The organism is Paenibacillus sp. Lou8.1 (assembly GCF_024213565.1).
Taxonomy (GTDB): Bacteria; Bacillota; Bacilli; order Paenibacillales; family Paenibacillaceae; genus Paenibacillus; species Paenibacillus polymyxa_B.
In genome coordinates this window covers 133,344-151,361 of record NZ_JANAVN010000016.1, presented here as the reverse complement: position 1 = coordinate 151,361, position 18,018 = coordinate 133,344, and the positions used below count along the sequence as shown (strand labels likewise).

At 48.3% G+C, this 18,018-nt stretch carries 18 protein-coding genes; 9 read left to right on the top strand and 9 right to left on the bottom strand.

Features of this window, described 5'->3' with window-relative positions; translation table 11 throughout:
* The first annotated feature begins 147 nt into the window (after positions 1 to 147).
* The 8 genes from NLX78_RS21770 (at position 148) to hydF (ending at position 9,453) form a co-directional block, all read left to right on the top strand.
* A complete protein-coding gene (locus NLX78_RS21770; protein ID WP_235309620.1) occupies positions 148 to 573 on the top strand; it encodes a MaoC family dehydratase in 426 nt (141 codons plus the stop codon).
* Between the two features lie 581 nt (positions 574 to 1,154).
* Positions 1,155 to 1,637 carry a DUF2294 domain-containing protein gene (locus NLX78_RS21765; protein WP_235309619.1) on the top strand — a complete coding sequence of 161 codons (483 nt, stop codon included), beginning with the start codon at positions 1,155 to 1,157 and terminating at the stop codon, positions 1,635 to 1,637.
* 127 nt (positions 1,638 to 1,764) lie between these two features.
* The gene (gene fdhF, locus NLX78_RS21760) at positions 1,765 to 3,927 is read left to right on the top strand and encodes a formate dehydrogenase subunit alpha (RefSeq protein WP_235309618.1); all 2,163 of its coding nucleotides are present in this window, start codon (positions 1,765 to 1,767) and stop codon (positions 3,925 to 3,927) included.
* A complete protein-coding gene (locus NLX78_RS26605; RefSeq protein WP_302057462.1) occupies positions 3,924 to 4,574 on the top strand; it encodes a 4Fe-4S dicluster domain-containing protein in 651 nt (216 codons plus the stop codon). Before fdhF ends, NLX78_RS26605 begins: the two co-directional genes overlap by 4 nt.
* A 32-nt stretch (positions 4,575 to 4,606) precedes the next feature.
* Positions 4,607 to 6,112 carry a [FeFe] hydrogenase, group A gene (locus tag NLX78_RS21740; RefSeq protein WP_250261134.1) on the top strand — a complete coding sequence of 502 codons (1,506 nt, stop codon included), beginning with the start codon at positions 4,607 to 4,609 and terminating at the stop codon, positions 6,110 to 6,112.
* Between the two features lie 65 nt (positions 6,113 to 6,177).
* Complete coding sequence (locus NLX78_RS21735) at positions 6,178 to 6,768, top strand: 4Fe-4S dicluster domain-containing protein (protein ID WP_254351479.1); 591 nt, start codon at positions 6,178 to 6,180, stop codon at positions 6,766 to 6,768.
* A complete protein-coding gene (locus tag NLX78_RS21730) occupies positions 6,765 to 8,213 on the top strand; it encodes an aspartate ammonia-lyase (protein WP_081330668.1) in 1,449 nt (482 codons plus the stop codon). The genes NLX78_RS21735 and NLX78_RS21730 overlap by 4 nt, the downstream gene beginning before the upstream one ends.
* Positions 8,200 to 9,453 carry a [FeFe] hydrogenase H-cluster maturation GTPase HydF gene (gene hydF, locus NLX78_RS21725; RefSeq protein ID WP_254351478.1) on the top strand — a complete coding sequence of 418 codons (1,254 nt, stop codon included), beginning with the start codon at positions 8,200 to 8,202 and terminating at the stop codon, positions 9,451 to 9,453. The genes NLX78_RS21730 and hydF overlap by 14 nt, the downstream gene beginning before the upstream one ends.
* A gap of 147 nt (positions 9,454 to 9,600) precedes the next feature.
* On the opposite strand, the gene hydG is transcribed toward hydF, so the two are convergent.
* The 3 genes from hydG to NLX78_RS21710 all read right to left on the bottom strand — a co-directional run bounded on the left by hydG (position 9,601) and on the right by NLX78_RS21710 (position 13,988).
* Positions 9,601 to 11,013, bottom strand: coding sequence for a [FeFe] hydrogenase H-cluster radical SAM maturase HydG (gene hydG / locus NLX78_RS21720; protein ID WP_254351477.1), 1,413 nt, complete (start codon positions 11,011 to 11,013; stop codon positions 9,601 to 9,603).
* A gap of 49 nt (positions 11,014 to 11,062) precedes the next feature.
* On the bottom strand, positions 11,063 to 12,121 hold the full coding sequence (hydE, locus tag NLX78_RS21715) for a [FeFe] hydrogenase H-cluster radical SAM maturase HydE (RefSeq protein WP_223822128.1): 1,059 nt from the start codon (positions 12,119 to 12,121) through the stop codon (positions 11,063 to 11,065).
* A gap of 250 nt (positions 12,122 to 12,371) precedes the next feature.
* Positions 12,372 to 13,988, bottom strand: a complete 1,617-nt coding sequence (locus NLX78_RS21710; protein ID WP_254351476.1) for an alkaline phosphatase — start codon at positions 13,986 to 13,988, stop codon at positions 12,372 to 12,374.
* A 239-nt stretch (positions 13,989 to 14,227) separates the two neighbouring features.
* Here NLX78_RS21710 and NLX78_RS21705 point away from each other — a divergent pair, with 239 nt between their 5' ends.
* Complete coding sequence (locus NLX78_RS21705) at positions 14,228 to 15,145, top strand: LysR family transcriptional regulator (RefSeq protein WP_165177151.1); 918 nt, start codon at positions 14,228 to 14,230, stop codon at positions 15,143 to 15,145.
* Between the two features lie 339 nt (positions 15,146 to 15,484).
* Here the strand turns inward: NLX78_RS21705 and NLX78_RS21700 are convergent, their stop codons facing one another.
* From NLX78_RS21700 to NLX78_RS21675, 6 genes are all read right to left on the bottom strand, one after another.
* Positions 15,485 to 15,625: a hypothetical protein gene (locus NLX78_RS21700; protein ID WP_023989112.1), complete on the bottom strand. Its 141-nt coding sequence runs from the start codon at positions 15,623 to 15,625 to the stop codon at positions 15,485 to 15,487.
* Between the two features lie 82 nt (positions 15,626 to 15,707).
* A complete protein-coding gene (locus tag NLX78_RS21695) occupies positions 15,708 to 16,121 on the bottom strand; it encodes a hypothetical protein (protein WP_254351475.1) in 414 nt (137 codons plus the stop codon).
* Positions 16,115 to 16,495: a hypothetical protein gene (locus NLX78_RS21690; protein ID WP_254351474.1), complete on the bottom strand. Its 381-nt coding sequence runs from the start codon at positions 16,493 to 16,495 to the stop codon at positions 16,115 to 16,117. Before NLX78_RS21690 ends, NLX78_RS21695 begins: the two co-directional genes overlap by 7 nt.
* An 18-nt stretch (positions 16,496 to 16,513) precedes the next feature.
* Positions 16,514 to 16,690, bottom strand: a complete 177-nt coding sequence (locus tag NLX78_RS21685; RefSeq protein WP_254351473.1) for a hypothetical protein — start codon at positions 16,688 to 16,690, stop codon at positions 16,514 to 16,516.
* A 15-nt stretch (positions 16,691 to 16,705) separates the two neighbouring features.
* Positions 16,706 to 17,086, bottom strand: coding sequence for a helix-turn-helix domain-containing protein (locus NLX78_RS21680; RefSeq protein ID WP_254351472.1), 381 nt, complete (start codon positions 17,084 to 17,086; stop codon positions 16,706 to 16,708).
* A 22-nt stretch (positions 17,087 to 17,108) separates the two neighbouring features.
* Positions 17,109 to 17,927 (bottom strand): carbon-nitrogen family hydrolase, encoded by an 819-nt coding sequence (locus NLX78_RS21675; protein ID WP_254351471.1) that lies wholly within the window; start codon positions 17,925 to 17,927, stop codon positions 17,109 to 17,111.
* Positions 17,928 to 18,018: the final 91 nt, after the last annotated feature.

Sequence of the window (18,018 nt, the reverse complement as noted above, 5' to 3'; positions counted from 1 at the left end):
TGACGTAACCCCATCGTACCGAGGCGCTCGTTTTTGTGCAAAGACCAGATTATTCGTTTTACAGGAATTCTAACGGGCAGCTTAACTTGATTGGTGATATTATGCTACTCTATAAATAAGCAAATAATTTAATTAAGAGGTGTAATAATGCGGTTTCATGAATTTTATATCGGACAAGTATTTAAAACCAAGTCTTTAAAATTAACTAAAGAGGATATTACCAGATTTGCAAGGGAGTTTGACCCGCAATATATGCATTTAGATGAAGAAAAAGCATTACAAGGCAGATTTAATGGAATTATCGCTTCAGGAATTCAAACATTAGCTGTTTCTTTTAAGCTTTGGGTTGAAACAGGCAGTTACGGTGATGAGGTTATTGCTGGAACTGCTATGAATAATATTAAATTTATTAAACCAGTATATCCAGGCGACGAATTGTACACCATTGTTGAAGTGATTGGAGTAAAAGAGATGAGGAATGGAACAGGACTCGTTACTGTATTGCTGTCGACTTTCAACAAGAAAGAGGAGCAAGTTTTTGAAGGCGATTTATCCGTTCTGGTTAAACAGTAAAGTTTCATAAAAAATCAATTATTACAGGTCTGAAGAGGTCCATGCATTTTAGCACGGACCTCTTCTCTTTATTCTAACGTGGCTTGACTTGCGGCTTCATGTTCAGCCACACGTTGCAGTAATTCCTACTAAGTCTTCATTTGGCGACCTTGACGTTGCCCTTCTACAAACTGAATATCGCATAGATTCTACATCTTGAACCCGTACTTTACCACCATTTGGGATAACATATCTATGCCTTCTGGAGTTCGACTAGCATTTCCATCCAATGTAATAATAATAAATTGATATTGCAAATCATATAAATGAATAATTTACTATAAATCTCTGAGATTCGCACTGAGCTATTTCAGTATAGAGGGCTTTGAGTATGCCATTTACTAATCTCAGCCCATAGTATGTCATTCAACTTCTTTTGTATTGGAGCTGTACAAACAACACGACGGAATGAGAAGCATCATACAAACCATAGAGGTATAGCTACTTCAAGAGTGGTCTAATCTATGTAAATTTTTGGTTCAGTGTAATGAATTTCACATCTTTCCGGGTCAACCTGTTCTACCATAGAAGGGTGATACGCCGTGCTGGGCAGACCACTTGGGTCGGGACGGTTACATTTTGTTCTAAAACCAGCTACACAGGCTGTCTGGCATGCGCGGCAAGTACGCCTTTATTTTGATTCGAAGCGGAGTGTCCAGATGTTGAATACCGAATTGGAATACCGTGAGCGCATCAGGAAGTTGGCCGTATGTATTGTCAAGCACTACCGTGGAAAAGGACCGGACAACGTCAAGGTTTCACTGGATTCGCCGCTCCGGATTACGGTAGAAATTCGAGGTACATTGTCTAATTTGTCCGAAATTCTCGTTCATGAAGGGGCCGAGGACAAGGTCAGGGAATATTGGAACGTCCTTCGTCCCTATCTGGAAAAGGAGTTTATGAACGAAGCCGAAAAAACACTCGGCAGTCCCTTCACTTATACTTGGGAGGTCTGCCCCTCCGTCCATGGAGACGGACACATTATCATTTCTCTAGAACTACAACACATACACCGGTTGGATTAGCGGGAAGGAGCTTGTCTCCTCGCTCGCGGATAAGCCAGTACAGGATGCAGCGTAAAGCGGCATTTTTGTATTGGCTTTTTTTATGTTACGAGTTTCATCTATTTCATATAAAAGAGGTGCTGCACTTATGGCAGACAAGGTATTGACCGTATGTCCCTACTGCGGGAGCGGTTGTCAGCTTCATTTGCTGGTGGAAAAAGGACAGGTAATTGGCGCAGAGCCGGCTGGTGGTCGTACGAATGAAGGAACGTTGTGTCTGAAAGGACACTATGGATGGGATTTTTTGAATGACCCACAAATTCTGACTGCACGCTTGCGCAAGCCCATGATTCGCAAAAATGGAGTTATGGAGGAAGTGGAGTGGAAGGAAGCCATTCAATATACTGCCGAACGGCTGTCAGCAATTAAGGAAAAATACGGACCCGACTCCATTATGGGAACGGGCTCCGCACGCGGTCCGGGAAATGAAGCCAATTATGTCATGCAAAAGTTCATGCGGGCGGTCATTGGCACGAACAATATTGACCATTGCGCTCGTGTATGCCACGGCCCTTCTGTGGCAGGTTTGACTTACTCGCTCGGAGATGGAGCTATGTCCAACTCTATTCCTGAAATTGAACACTCTGATCTCATTTTCGTGTTTGGATATAATGCACCCGAAACACATCCGATCGTCGCAAGACGCATTGTAGCTGCCAAGCAAAGAGGCGCCAAGATTATTGTATGCGATCCGCGCATGACCGAAACAGCTCGTATTTCGAATATGTGGCTACCCCTAAAGGGCGGTTCGAACATGGCTTTGGTGAACGCTTTTGGTCATGTACTTGTGCATGAAGGACTGTACGACAAACGATATGTGGAAGCAAACACAGAAGGCTTTGCCGAATACGTAGACAGCATTAAAAAATATACTCCCGAATATGCGGAAGGCATTACGGGGGTCAAGGCGGCCGATATCCGGGCGGCTATGAGGGAATATGCAAAGGCCCCTACCGCTACAATTTTGTACGGAATGGGCGTATGTCAATTTTCACAGGCCGTTGATGTAGTAAAGGGGCTCGCTTCCCTTGCACTGTTGACGGGAAATCTGGGCAAGCCGAATGTCGGTATCGGACCAGTACGGGGACAAAACAATGTACAGGGGTCCTGTGATATGGGTGCTTTGCCGAATGTGTACCCTGGCTATCAGGATGTAACAGACAACACAGTCCGCAAAAAGTTTGAAAAAGCATGGGGTGTTGAGCTGCCGCGTAAAAAAGGCTATCCACTTACAGAGGTACCGCACCTCATCCTGAAGGAGAACAAGCTGAAAGCTTATTACATTTTCGGAGAGGACCCTGTACAAAGTGATCCGAACGCCGCCGAGTTGCGTGAAGCCCTAGACCAATTGGAATTTGTCGTGGTCCAGGATATTTTCATGAACAAAACAGCGCTGCACGCCGATGTCATCCTCCCTTCTACTGCCTGGGGCGAGCATGACGGTGTATATTCTTCGGCAGATCGGGGCTTTCAGCGCATCCGTAAAGCCGTTGAGCCACAGGGTGATGTTAAGCCAGACTGGGCCATTATTAGCGAGGTTGCTACCGCCATGGGCTACCCTATGTCCTATGCAAACACAGAGGAAATTTGGGATGAAATGCGCAGCCTCAGCCCATTATTCTCGGGTGCTAGCTACCAAAAAATGGAGCAGCAAGGCGGCGTTCAATGGCCTTGCCCTACCGAGGATCATCCAGGTACACCGTATTTGTATAAGGGAAATCAATTCTCGACACCTAGTGGCAAAGGCAGATTATTCGCCTGCGAATGGCGTCCGCCACAAGAACAACCGGATGCAAAATACCCGCTTGTCTTGTCCACAGTCCGTGAGGTAGGTCACTATTCCGTGCGAACTATGACAGGCAATTGCCGCGCGCTGCGCCAGTTGTCTGATGAGCCTGGCTTTATTCAGATTAGCCCAGAAGACGGAGCAGATCTGAATATTCTGGATGGTGAAATTGTTGCCATATCCTCCCGTCGGGGACGCATCATGGCACGGGCACAAATCAGTGACCGTGTGCAACAAGGTGCGACTTACATGACCTATCACTGGTGGGTTGGAGCATGTAACGAGCTGACCGCTGATTTTCTCGATCCGGTATCCAAAACCCCGGAATTAAAATACTGTGCCATCCGTCTGGAACGGATCGCCGACCAAGTGCAGGCCGAACGTGATGTACATGAATCGTACCAACGGATTCGCAGACAGATGAACGTCCAGGAAGCTGTTTTGGCTGATAAGGTGACGAGATGAGCGGCACAGGGAATATGATGCGCCGTCCGACAGATAACCGGTCAGCTTCGACGAGTAGAATGGGAGCAGCCAGTAGAACAAGCGCTGTTGCTTCTTCTTTTGTAGTCGCAGACGCCGGGCAGTGCATCGGCTGCAAAGCCTGTGAACTGGCGTGCTTCGCCGTTCACAGTCAGGCCAACGGTATAGGAGCTTCGGTCGGAACCGTCAGCGTACCTGTTGTACCCAAGGTGTATGTTGTACGTACAGGGGAGATGTATGTGCCGGTGCAATGCCGGCATTGCGAAAATGCCCCCTGCGCACATGCCTGTCCGGTACAGGCCATTCGTCAGGAGGACGGCGTCGTTATGATAGATGAGGAACGATGTATCGGCTGTACCTCCTGTGTTTTGGCCTGCCCCTTCGGGGCAATTGAGGTGTCTCCGGTCTACCGGGCAGGACACGTTGTAACGCAGTCCGGCCTGACTCACCGTGCAAATCGAGTCGCCCTTCCCCGCACCGCGGCAAGCAAATGCGATCTGTGCGCGGAAACAGAGAACGGACAGCCTGCATGTGTAGAGGCCTGCCCGAATCATGTCCTACGGCTGGCCAAAGGTATATCCGACTCACCTCCAGAGCCTCGGCGGGAAGTCTTTTTCCCACGCCTATAAGGTCAAAATCAGCCGCAGAAAGGTAGAAAAACATGTCAACCACAATAGACAAGATCTCTTCACCTCCTTGTATGAAGACGACTGATTGCACAGACCCTGTCATTCATATTGACCCTACGCTCTGCACGGGATGCAGACGTTGTGCTGGGGTTTGTCCAGTAGATGCCATAGAGGGACTGCCCGGAGAACCGCAAACCGTTAATGCAGACCGATGTGTTATTTGCGGTCAATGTGTACAAATATGCAGCGTATACGCATCTGACTGGGCAGGTTCATCTCCACAGGAAGGCGCCGCTAGACGGCTGGAACGTATCCAAGAACGCGATATGCCTGCCGACATCAGAGAGCCGCTATTCGCTGCCTATTATAGCTACAACTTGAATAAGGTAGCCGATATGATGACCAAACCTGGACAGTTTCGGATCGTCCAATGTGCTCCTGCCATTCGCGTTTCACTCGCGGAGGAATTCGGAATGCCGTTCGGCACCTTGACGCCTGGGAAAATGGCTGCTGCTTTGCGCCGCCTTGGCTTCGACCGGGTATACGACACCAACTTTGGAGCTGACGTGACCATCATGGAGGAAGGCACTGAATTGATTCGTCGCGTGACCGAAGGCGGTCCCTTACCCATGTTCACATCCTGCTGTCCAGCATGGGTCCGATTTGCAGAAATAGAATATCCCGATCTGCTAGACCATCTATCCAGCTGCAAATCTCCGATGCAAATGTTAGGAGCGCTAATCAAATCTTATGGCGCACAACTAGACGAGGTGGAACCTGCGAATATATACAGCGTTGCCATCATGCCATGTACCTGTAAACAATTTGAGTGCGATCGTCCCGAAATGGAATCTGACGGTTACCGTGATGTGGATGAGGTACTGACCACGCGTGAACTTGCATACTGGATCAAGCAGCGCGGAATTGATTTTGCGAACCTGCCTGATGAAGAATTCGATTCACCGTTAGGACAATATTCAGGTGCAGGCTCCATTTTTGGAGTCACCGGAGGAGTCATGGAAGCTGCCATCCGTACAGGTTACGAGCTGCTGACAAATGAAAAACTGCCGAAGCTCCAACTCGATTTTGTTCGTGGTGAGGAAGGCATTCGAGTAGCTGAGGTTCAGGTAGGCAAGCTGCAGCTCAAGGTAGCGGTCGTCGCCGGGCTACAACATGCCTATCAGCTATTGGATCGTGTCCAGGCGGGCGAATGTGATTATCATTTTATTGAGGTGATGGGCTGCCCTGCTGGATGTATCAGCGGAGGGGGACAACCCAAGCTCATGTTAGAAAAGCATCGAATTGAAGCTTATCGGGCACGTAAATCCTCCATCTATGGACATGATGCTGCACACCAGGTACGAAAATCGCATGAGAACCCTCACATCATCAAACTTTATGATGAATTTCTAGGTGAGCCGCTGGGTCATGTGTCGCATCATCTGCTGCACACGACCTTCCAACAACGGGGACCCGGCAAGCAAAGCCGCAGTAGCACTATTTCCACCAAAGGGGATACGGGTTACTCCATTCATTAATACGTTAAGTTATTTTTATGCTGTATACATTATATTTGTCGCTAGTTAGAGAGGAGTCGAATTGTATGAACCGTTTTGTTTTAGCTGATCCCGATCAGTGTATCGGCTGTCGTACCTGTGAAATCGCATGTGTCATCGCACATTCAGCGGAGAACCCTTTTATCTCGCCGGATGATGAGTTTCATTTTCACCCTCGTCTGAAGGTTATCAAATCATTTGGAGTCACTGCACCCGTTCAGTGTCGTCACTGCGAGGATGCCCCATGCGCCAACGCTTGTCCGAACGGCTCCATTACGAATGCAGATGGCTGCATTCTCATTAATAGTGAAAGCTGCATTGGCTGTAAAACCTGCATGATCGCCTGCCCTTACGGCGCGATTACCATGGTACCCGAGTATCGAAACGGGCAGCCTGTAGTGCAGAACGGATTGTATACCAATATGTCAGGTCGTTTGCAACCCAAAGAACGCATGATTGCCAGCAAATGTGATTTGTGCGAAGGTGTGGACGGTGGCCCGGCCTGCATTGGTAAATGTCCAACACAAGCCCTCAAGCTGGTCGAACCAGATCTGGTTCACGCCCGTGTTGAGGAAAAACGTGTTGCAAGTGCACGTCAGCTACTGCATATGACACGCATTCCGGCAACGGGTCTATGACCGAAGGTTTCCCTCTGCCTACAAATACGCGAACCGAGCGGGATGCGCTAGGAGAGATGGAAATTCCCGCAGATGCCTTTTACGGCATTCACACCGCACGCGCGATGAACAATTTTGCGGTCAGTGGCAGGCCTGTGAACAAAAACCTGATTCACGCTCTTGTGTTGGTAAAAAAAGTAGCCGCTCAAGTGAATGGTGAGCAGAAACGGCTTCCTGCCCAACGGGCCTCTGCCATTGTAAATGCCTGCGACGAAATACTCGCCGGGAGGCATCAACATATGTTTACCGTGGATGCCATGCAAGGCGGCGCAGGCACCAGTACCCATATGAATGTAAATGAGGTCATTGCTAATTTGGCCATCGTACAGCTGGGAGGCAGACCAGGGCAGTATGAGATTTTACATCCGCTGGATGATGTGAACTGCTGCCAGTCTACGAATGATGTCTATCCGACAGCGCTACGAATTGCAGCGATACGGCTGCTTCGGCCTTTATGTGACACGATGTCTTCGTTACAGGATGCTTTACAGCACAAAGAAACAGAATATGCCGACTTGCTTAAGCTAGGTCGCACTCAGCTAATGGATGCTCTGCCCATGATGGCCGGGCAGGGCTTTGGTGCCTACGCAAAGGCTATAGCGCGCGACCGCTGGCGTCTCTATAAAGCTGAAGAGCGACTGCGGGAAATCCCTATTGGGGGCACGGCGATTGGCACAGGTATGAACGCGCCCCGCGCATACAGCTATCGGATGGTCGAAAAGCTGGCGGATGAGACTGGCTTTGGACTGAGTCGCAGTGACCACCCAATGGACCCGATTCAAAATATGGATGTCTTTGTGGAGGTGTCCGGTCTACTCAAATCAGCCGCCGTGAATCTGTACAAAATATCTGGCGATTTTCGCCTACTGGCCTCTGGTCCTTTCGGTGGTTTTGGCGAATACACGCTGCCTCCAGTTCAGGCGGGATCCTCTATTATGCCTGGCAAGGTCAATCCGGTAATAGCTGAAATGGCAGGACTCACAGCCATGCGTGTGATAGCCGAAGATGCGGCTATCACTATGGCCGCTGCCTCCGGTCAGTTGGAGCTAAACGCATTCCTGCCGCTGATTGCCGAATCGCTGCTGGAATCGCTACATATTCTGAACAGCGCGGTTCGACTATTCGAGGAGCGATGTGTGCGTGGCCTGATCGTGCGTGAGGAACGCTGTACTACTAATCTGCGTAACTCTGCCGTGATGGCTTCTGCGCTGGTCGCGGAGCTTGGCTATGATGAAGCTGCCTCTATTGCATCTGCAGCCATTGTGCAAGGTCGCGCACCAGAGGATATTGTAGAAGATCGCGGCCTACTGACCCGTTCGCGGATTGACCAATTATGCCATCCCTATACAGTAACCAAGCCCGGAATTCCGGGACAGGAAGAAGGAACTCACCATGGGAATGAATGATACCCCTCGTAGCAATCGACCACATATCGTCCTGCTCGGTCGCCGCAACGCAGGCAAATCCAGCATTCTGAACACCCTGACTGGTCAGCCCGTCGCTGTGGTATCTCCTGTAGGAGGAACGACCACGGACCCCGTTTTCAAACCAATGGAGCTGCTCCCAGCGGGTCCCATTGTTCTGGTGGATACCGCCGGACTGGACGATGAGGGTGAGATCGGGGAGCTGCGCCGCAACAAAACGCTCGAAATACTTAATAGTACAGACTTGGCCTTGCTCGTTATCGACGCCACCGTTGGTGTCGGACCATTCGAGCATGAGCTGCTCGAAAAGCTCCGCACCAAAAAGATTCCTGTTATTGGGGTATTGAATAAGATAGATACCCTTACTGAATCAGATAATACGGCTACAAAGCTGGCAACTGAACTGGATCTCACCCTGATTCCTTTCAGTGCATCTTTGCTTTGGGGAGACACGGAACTGAAAAAAGCTATTACTAATACGCTCCCTCAAAACGAGGATCGTTTCCGTATCGTCGGTGACCTGTTGTCACCCGGCGATGTTGTTGTGCTGGTCGTTCCCATCGACAAAGCTGCACCAAAAGGCCGATTGATCCTGCCACAGCAGCAAACAATCCGCGATACACTAGAGAGTGATGCCATCGCTGTAGTGACCAAAGAACATGAACTACGATTGACGATGGAGAGATTGGGACGCAAGCCTCGCTTGGTCATTACCGATTCACAGGTTTTTATGAAAGTAGCGGCCGACACACCTAAGGATGTGCCTCTTACCTCTTTTTCCATCCTGTTTGCCCGTCATAAAGGCGATCTGGACGAACTGGTACGAGGTGCAAGAGCCATTGATCGCCTCAAGGATGGAGACCGTGTACTCATTGCCGAAGCCTGCACTCACCAATGCCAATCTGACGATATTGGTCGAGTGAAAATTCCCCGCTGGCTCCGCCAAACTATAGGCAAACGTCTCATCATCGAGCATGCATCCGGCTCCAGCTTCCCTGATGATCTGAGCGAATACGCACTGGTTATTCATTGCGGTGCATGCATGCTCAATCGGCGTACGATGCTTCATCGAATGTCGGAAACAAAAGCTGCCGGGGTGCCGATTGTGAACTATGGTATTTTCATCGCTTATGTACAGGGGGTCTTTCCCCGTGCTATTGAATGCTTCCCATCTGCTATGCTGGCATGGGAGCAAGCTGTAGAAGCCGGCAGTTATTCCTAAAAGACCTCATCTCATCATTAATATTTTTTTCCAGACACACAAAAGCAGTCGCGCTGATTCCAACGCGACTGCTTTTCATTTTCAAGTTCTATTATAAATCATGAGAATTTTCATAGCGTGAAATGATACTACGAATAATATAAATTGCTAAAAATACAAATCACGGTCGCCTGCTTCCAGTCGTTCCAGTCTGTCAAGCGTCAAACGGCGCGTCGATTCACGTGGTATACGCTCCAGATTCTCTCGCAGAGCGGCAGCTCCCAGTTCACGCGCCTCCTCATCCCCATAATCCAGCAGATATTCTTGGAAGGTCAGCAGCGAATTCGGCTGGCACACATTATGAATTTGTCCTGATTTGGCAAGCTCCATGAAACGATCCCCAGTTCGCCCCTCACGGTAGCAAGCTGTGCAGTAGCTCGGCATATATCCGCCACGGCACAAACTTTTAATAATTTCCGATGGTGAGCGATGATCCCCCACCTCAAATTGAGGTTTATCATCAGTTTCCTGTTTTGCATATGCCCCTACACCTGTAGCTGAACCTGCACTAATCTGCGACACGCCTAGACCAATGACGCGGTCTCTATATTCCGGCTCCTCGCGAGTGGACAGGATCATACCAGCATAAGGGACAGCCAGTCGAAGAACGGATACAATTTTCATAAAATCCTCATCGTTGACCAGGTACGGATATCGCTCCAGATCTACATTTTCAGCCGGACGCAATCGTGGAACTGAAACCGTATGAGGACCGCAGCCAAAGGCTTCTTCCAAGTGCTCAGCATGTTTCAGCATCGCGACAGTCTCATAGCGGAAATCATACAAGCCGTACAACACACCGATCCCCACATCATCTATACCCGCACGCATGGCTCTGTCCATTGCGGTGGTGTGCCAATCAAAGTCCCGCTTCGGTCCCTGTAGGTGGAATTTACGATAGCTTTCCCGATGATACGTTTCCTGAAATAAAATATACGTACCAATGCCTACCTCTGCCAGCTTCCGATAGTCCTCCTCGGTTGTGGATGCAATATTCACATTGATCCGCCGTATGCTGCCGTTATCTACCTTGACCTCATAGATCTGACGCAGACAATCGACGATATAGTCAATGGGACAATGGACTGGGTCTTCCCCCGCTTCCAGCACGAGCCGCTTGTGTCCCAGTTCTTGAAGCACTCTAACCTCCTCCACCAATTCCTCCGGTGTCAGACGGCTACGAGTAAAGCTGTCATTGGTATGTTTATAACCACAATATTCACAGTTATTCACGCAGTGGTTGCTTACATATAAAGGGGCGAACAGCACAATCCGGTTGCCATAAATTTGTTCTTTGACTGCCCTCGAAGATTTGAACATCTCTTCCAATAATTCAGGATCATCCACATGCAAAAGAGCCGCCGCTTCACTCGCACTCAGTCCCCGGCAGGCTCTCCCCTTTTCTAAAATTTCTAAAATACGGTGTCGATCTGTTGCCTCTTGTTTCCCCTGCTCCACTGCCGCCATAATTTCTGCTTCATTAATAAAATCCGCCGACACTTTCTCTCGTACTCCACTCACGTATACCCATCTCCTTATTTATGGTTACTGCAATGTTTCCGTTATGGCCTCACAAAGTTTCCTGTCTCATAAGCTGTCGTTGCACCCTCAAACTATCGCCGCGCCCCATATCGACTTCAAATCCCGCTCCGCGAATCCGCAGTTCCAGGCAATGTCGACATTGGGCAGACTCATCGCCCAAACATATTTTATTCTCATAAATCGCGTACTTAGGTCTCACCGCCAGTGGTGACAAATTGGGCATCACCACATTTGCTCCCGCCTGAAGCGCCTTCTCCCTGCCTTGGGGATGAATCGTTCCCATTGCCGTAGACGCCGGAATAAGTGCATCTGGAACGACCAATCGGGATAACGAAATAATATCGAGTGCCTTTTCCATGCTCCCCTGACTGGCATCCCGAAGCGGCGTGTTGCTATGCGGTAAAAAGGGACCAATCCCGATCATATCTGGTGACAGGCTGTGTAGATAGACCAAATCGTCTGCTAATTCACTATTCGTTTGTCCTGGTAACCCCACCATACATCCGGCCCCGATCTGAAAACCGATTCGTTGCAAAGCCAGCAGACGGCTGCGCCTGCTTTCCATCGTCATCGTCGGATGCAGCTTGGCGTACAAATGGGGAGAAGCTGTCTCATGCCGCAGCAAAAAACGGTCCGCGCCAGCCTCGTATAATTGCTCATAAGTTTCATCATCCCGTTCACCGATGGACAGTGTAACCGCCACATCCGCAAAACGGCTTTTAATTTCCCGAATCAATTTCGTCAGCCGGGCTGCAGTAAACCAGTAATCTTCCCCACTTTGCAGCACAAAGGTCCGATAACCGAGTTCATACCCCTCCGCACAACAGGCCAGAATTTCTTCTGGCTGCAAACGGTAACGATCTGCCTGTTTATTCGAAGCGCGCAGCCCACAGTACATGCAGTCCTGACGACATATACTGGAGAATTCAATTAATCCCCGTAAAAAAACACCTTTGCCATAGCGCTCCAATTTGGTGCGAGCTGCCAGGTGTCTCAGTTGAGCCCGTAGCGTCGGCTCATCATCCAGACGTGTCAGCAGCTCCATCATTTCCGTATGCGTCCATTCCTTGCCGTCAGCTAGACGCAGTAATAATTCGTCCGTGACTCATCCCTTCTTCCCTCGTCCATCCGGACTTCACATCATCAGCGGCTTGTACCGTACATGTATTATTCTAGCAATATCGGAGAGGTTGTAACGTGATTAGTTTCACAAAAAATCCCATCTTATAAAAACCGCCTCCAACTTCTGCCCCAAAAAATACACATTTATATCAACACACAAAAAAGCTGTCTCTTCCTCTAAAGGAAGAAACAGCCCTTGTCGATGGTTCTGCCTACTACTGAATCAAATCAATCGCCTGCTGGGGTACAAAATAATCAACGCCGTTAAATACAACTACACCGTTGAGCTTGGTATTTTTGCCATTCAGCGTAGCTATATTTTTGTATACTGGAAGCTCCAGCTTGTTACTGCCTTTGGTCACTGTAATGACTTTCGTGTCCGCAGTAAACTTGGCTCCTTTAGCTTCAAAAGCGGCTTTTGCAGGAACAAACAGCTGCTTGCTGACCGTATCCAAATCCAGTCCGAGTACACGTGTCATATATTTATTGACATCTGTATTGTCGATTACACCGGTTGGACGATCTCCGTTCGGCGCGTACGTGTACAACACGACATCGCCTCCTGTATGTCCGCCTGTAGTCCAGCCAATATTCGCACGTTTGCTAATGATCGGTCCGACAGCATAGTTCATGCTGCCTTCTTTGGCATCTTTAATGGTTTTTACTTCTTCGTTTGTCAAATCGGTGATGCCAAAATATGTGGAAAGCACCTCTTTAATATTGCTGCGATCTGCATTCAGCTTGGCTTCCAAGCCTTCACCCGTCAGCTTCGCTTTTTTCAGCGGGTCTATAAAAGAAGCTAAAGGTGTTTTATCATAATTGCTAGTTGTATCGCTGCTACCAATCGTCAATCCACCATTTCCGTGGTCTGTCACTGCTACGACGACTGTATTTTGGTTTTGTTTGGCGTAATCCACAGCAACTTTCACTGCATCGTCAAATGAAAGCACGTCACTGATAATTCCGGTTGGATCATTTGCATGGGCGGCCCAATCCACTTTACTGCCTTCTACCATTAAGAAGAAGCCTTTATCGTTTTTGGACAACACATCAATGGCTTTCGATGTCATTTCCGCCAGACTAGGTTCCTTGGATGCATCGCGATCCAGGTTATACGCAAGGGCTTCGGGAGAAAAGCTGCCCCAGAGCTTGCTGGAGGTCGATTTTTTCAACCCTTCAGGTGTCGTGACAAAGTCATAACCCTGGTCTTTAATTTGGGCTATCAAATCTTGGCCATCTTTACGCCCTGCTGCCTCCAAAAACTTGCCGCCTCCACCTAACACTACGTCAACCCCGTTGTAGGCTTGCTGCATGCTGAGTGCATCATAATTTTTACGATCAGGATAATGTGCGGTAAAATCAGCTGGTGTCGCATGCATAATCTCGGAAGTCGCAATAATTCCGGTCGATTTCCCTGCCAGCTTGGAAGCCTCAAGAATGGAAGCTACAGGCTTTTTGGCGTCACCCGCTGCAATGGGTTGTTGTCCAGGCATTGTCGCTTCATCAGGAAGGACACCTACATACCCAGTATGTGATTTATGTCCCGTGGCAAAAGCAGTACCCGCTGGAGCAGAATCGGCAATTGGAGCATCCGCAGAATGCGTACGCACCATGCCGCTTGCCATGCTGTCTAACGTTAAGGAGGATCCTTTGTACCATCTAGCCAGTGCAGTGGCGTCATTAGCCATACCGTCTGGAATCAAAATAATTACGTTTTTAATCGACGTGTCCTTTTCGACTGCCATCGCCGTCCCACCGCTTACGGCTAGCATCATAGTCGCTACGAGTGCAGCCAACGATTTTTTCGTATGTATCCCCCAAAATTTTAGCATTCATTTTCCTCCCAGACACTTTTTTGTACAACCAGAACTAAGATTAATCACGTTTTATCAGGAGAATGTTAAATGAATTGCTTATCTGTATTAAAAGACTCTATTTGTATAAAAACGCTTCATCTATATAAAACTTGTGACACATGGGATTCGTTAAGATTGGGAATTTCATTTTATTATTGTATAATCAGTCTATGATGTAATAGGTAAAGCTTATAAGACAAGGGGCGCAAAATTCGATGGAATTCAGACAGCTTCAGTACACCCTGCAAATTGCAGCGGAAAAAAACTTCTCACGAGCAGCAGAAAAACTGCATATTGCTCAGCCCTCTTTGAGCCAACAATTATCCAAACTGGAAAAAGAACTTGGGGTACTTTTATTTCAACGCAACACCAGCACGGTGGAATTAACACATGCAGGAGCGAGCTTTGTAGAAAAGGCAAAAAAAATAGTCGATGCAGTCGAGCAGCTCCGGCAGGAAATGGACGACATTTCTCAACTGCGAAAAGGGAAGGTTGTGGTTGGCAGTATGCCTATCACAGGTTCTCATTTGCTGCCGCATGTGCTGCCTGTATTCAAAAAGGCTCATCCCGACATTGAAATCGTGTTAGTCGAGGATTCATCCATGAATCTGGAGAAAAAAACTGCCAGTGGGGATACAGATCTCAGCCTGCTATCTCTTCCATTAGTTGAACCTACACTTTCCTATGTGCCCATCGGTGAAGAGTGGATTGATCTAGCCGTTCCTCCAGGTCACCCCCTAGCCCTGCGTAAAAACGGAGGCCATCCGCAGCCTGTGCATATGGAAGAACTGAAAGATGAGCCTTTTGTCGTGCTGAAAAAAGGGCAAGGCTTTCGCAAGCTGACGATGGATTTGTGTCATCAAGCGGGCTTTGAACCCAATGTGGTGTTTGAGAGCACTAATATGGAGACGCTCCAATCGCTCGTAGCGACAGGTATGGGAGTGACACTCGTCCCCCGTTTTATCGCCCGGGCCGCCAGCAGCGAGTTCGTTCCAGCATTATTGCCACTCGCCGAACCTACCCCTAGCCGTACCCTGGCCATTGCTTACCGAAACGGACGTTATTTGTCTAAAGCTGCCGAAGCCTTTATTGATACCTTCCGAGAAACGGTCGAGCAACTTTCTCAAAAGTAGCTTCCAATGTGAAAAGGACCGTCTTCCTCCCTAGCCAAAGCCAGAGAAGAAGGCGGTCCCGGGGCTTCACCCCTATACTTTCAATACTTCATTTACTTTACGGGTTCGATTACACTGTTGCGATGTTGCTTCCATCTGTCTTCAACGAACCACATTTCATGTTCATTTGAATTTCATGTCAGCCTCGCCTGATTACTTTACGCTTGCTCGGAAACTCCACTTTATCCATCTCGCATCACTTCTTTCCTTAAGGTCTCTAGCCTTGGTCTCCCAAGAGTGTCCTACCTCAGTTCCAATGTGCTGTGTGATCCCAAAGTGCCTGTCCTCGCCTTTTTGTGATCAGGGTCTCCCTAAATCTGGTGGACTTTTATCCTGATCATAGCCCATTTCATAATTGTTTCCGACAACCTGTCTATTTAAGCCTCTCGGCCGTGACAGGCCATCCCTATTCGCCAGTTCGGATCTACTTTGGTTATCCATCGTTATCAACCTCCTGGTGTCGGGATACTATTATAATACACCTATGGGCTGTATCTGAAACAGATATCGAAAAACTTTTTTACTATCGAGTTGAACCAAATGCCTGCTGTACCTCGGCTTCACTCACTTGTGTTTTAAAGACTAATTTTGAAGGATCTTGAGGTGAATAAATGACCTCTATAATACTTCCCTGCTGCAGTTTGGATAGTTGGGAAGAAAAAACATCCTTTTGTGTGGTTACATTAAATGTATCGCCGTTGTTTTTCGTTACACTCAGCTTAAACTGAAGCTTAATTTTATTAGGTCCAGCTTCCCCCATGGGTGTGACATCCAGCACCTTCGCATATGCCTGCTCACCGGTTTTGGCAACTTCCAACAGTTCAGGCGATACGCCCTGCTTGACCATTTGCTGATCTATTGTCAGATTGGTTTGGCGAAGCTGATCCAAATGCTGTGACAGCAGCCTCCATTTTTCCAGGTAAATGCAATTTAACAACGATATGTCAGCGTAACGGGCAGCATCATCTGCTGCATTTCATCTCGCTCCCTGCTCACCAGAGCTTCAAAACGTGCTACTTCCTCCAAAGCCTTATCCAGCTCGCCAATCGATGTTAGCATAATAATACGGTTGTTCAGGATGGTCGTGAGCATATCTGGTTCATTTTCCAAATACACCAAATTGGCCTCAGCCATAGACAACGTTAACAGTGCTTCCTGTACAGAACCCATGGCGAAACAATATCCGCTGTAAGCCACATACAGGCCCGTCAAACGGTGAAAAAGCCGATCATCATATACCCTACGCATCGTCTGCTCGAATACCTGCTTCGCCTGATCAAATTGCTTGACCTGAATACAGGCCTCCATCATTATGTTTTGCGCATTCAGCTAGTTTTCCGTTCCCTCTTCCACCAGACGTTTTAGCTGCGTAACGTTATTCAGCACCTCATAATAATGATTTTTAGAGCGGAAATACTGGATTTTATAAAATAAAATTGCTTTTTTTAGCGGTGCGGGCAGCTCCACCTCATCCGAACGGCCAAACTTCTCCAAATAAAAATTCAAATAGGTCTGATGTAACTATTCATAGGCCGTTGGGTCATTTAATTGCTGGTAATATACGGCCTTCATCAAATAAGTCGTCATTTCCACCACAAGCGAATCGTTGCGATCCTCCAGCTGATCCACATAGCTTTCAGTGGCAGGATTATCCAGCTTGGACAGCTCTGTGAAAATCTTATCCGCTGTAGCCAGCGTCTCCTCATCCTCTGCCGCTGCACGCAAGAGGTAGGATGGGTTTACACCTAAACGCCCAGCAATTTGCTCGGCCAGATCCTCTGCTAACGGGTATCGGTCAGCCAGTATATTCGCAAAATGTGCGGGTGTCACCAGCCCGTCTACCAGCTCTTTACGGGACAAGTTTTTCTTTTTACACAAAAATTCAATGCGTTCCTTAAGCATGGAGTATTCCTTTCTACACTGATTATCGGTCATATAGTGAGGGACGCCGATCTTCAAACACCGGAATACGACCACGCACGTCCTGCACCAAGACAGACTCAATTGTTCCTGTGAGAATCTCCTCCTGCTCTCCGCCCTCGGCAATGATTTCTCCCCACGGATCAATAATAAGCGAATGTCCGAAGAAATCAGTATCTCCGCTGCGACCTACCCGGTTACAAGCAATGACATACATTTGATTTTCTATAGCACGTGCGGTCAGCAAGGTACGCCAGTGATGAAGCCGGGGATGAGGCCATTCCGCGGGTACGATCAGCAAATTTGCGCCCGACAGGGCCAAACTGCGGGCTAGTTCAGGAAAACGGATATCATAGCAGATTGACGCACCTGCCTGAATCCCGCTATCCAGTGCGAATAAAACCTTTTCTTCGCCAGGCTGCAAATATTTTTCTTCATCCATAAGTCGGAATAGATGAATTTTGGAATACGAAGCAACCTCTCTGCCTGTGCGGTCAAAAACGAGCATCGTATTATACACATGACCGTCGCTTTTTTTCTCTGCGATTGACCCAGCTACTACGTTCACTTGATGGGTGGCGGCGAATGCTGCTATCCATGCCCGAGTCTCCGTCCCTTCCTTGTCCGCCAGCTCATGAATGCGATCCAAGGCATAGCCCGTATTCCACATTTCCGGCAGGACAATCAGATCCGGCTTCAGTTCGGTTTTCATCGCTTGTTCCATTAAAGCTCGGATATGACTGCGGTTTTCCGGGGGATTTCCTATCTCTATATGAGCTTGTATGAGTGCAACACTGAACGGCTGAGCTTCCTGATACGTCAAAATCCTTCATCCTCCTTGTGAGCCGGAGCTTTCTGCGACCCATTATCCGGTATTTTCCCCCATCATAGCCCGATCAGTCTGGATTACGCAA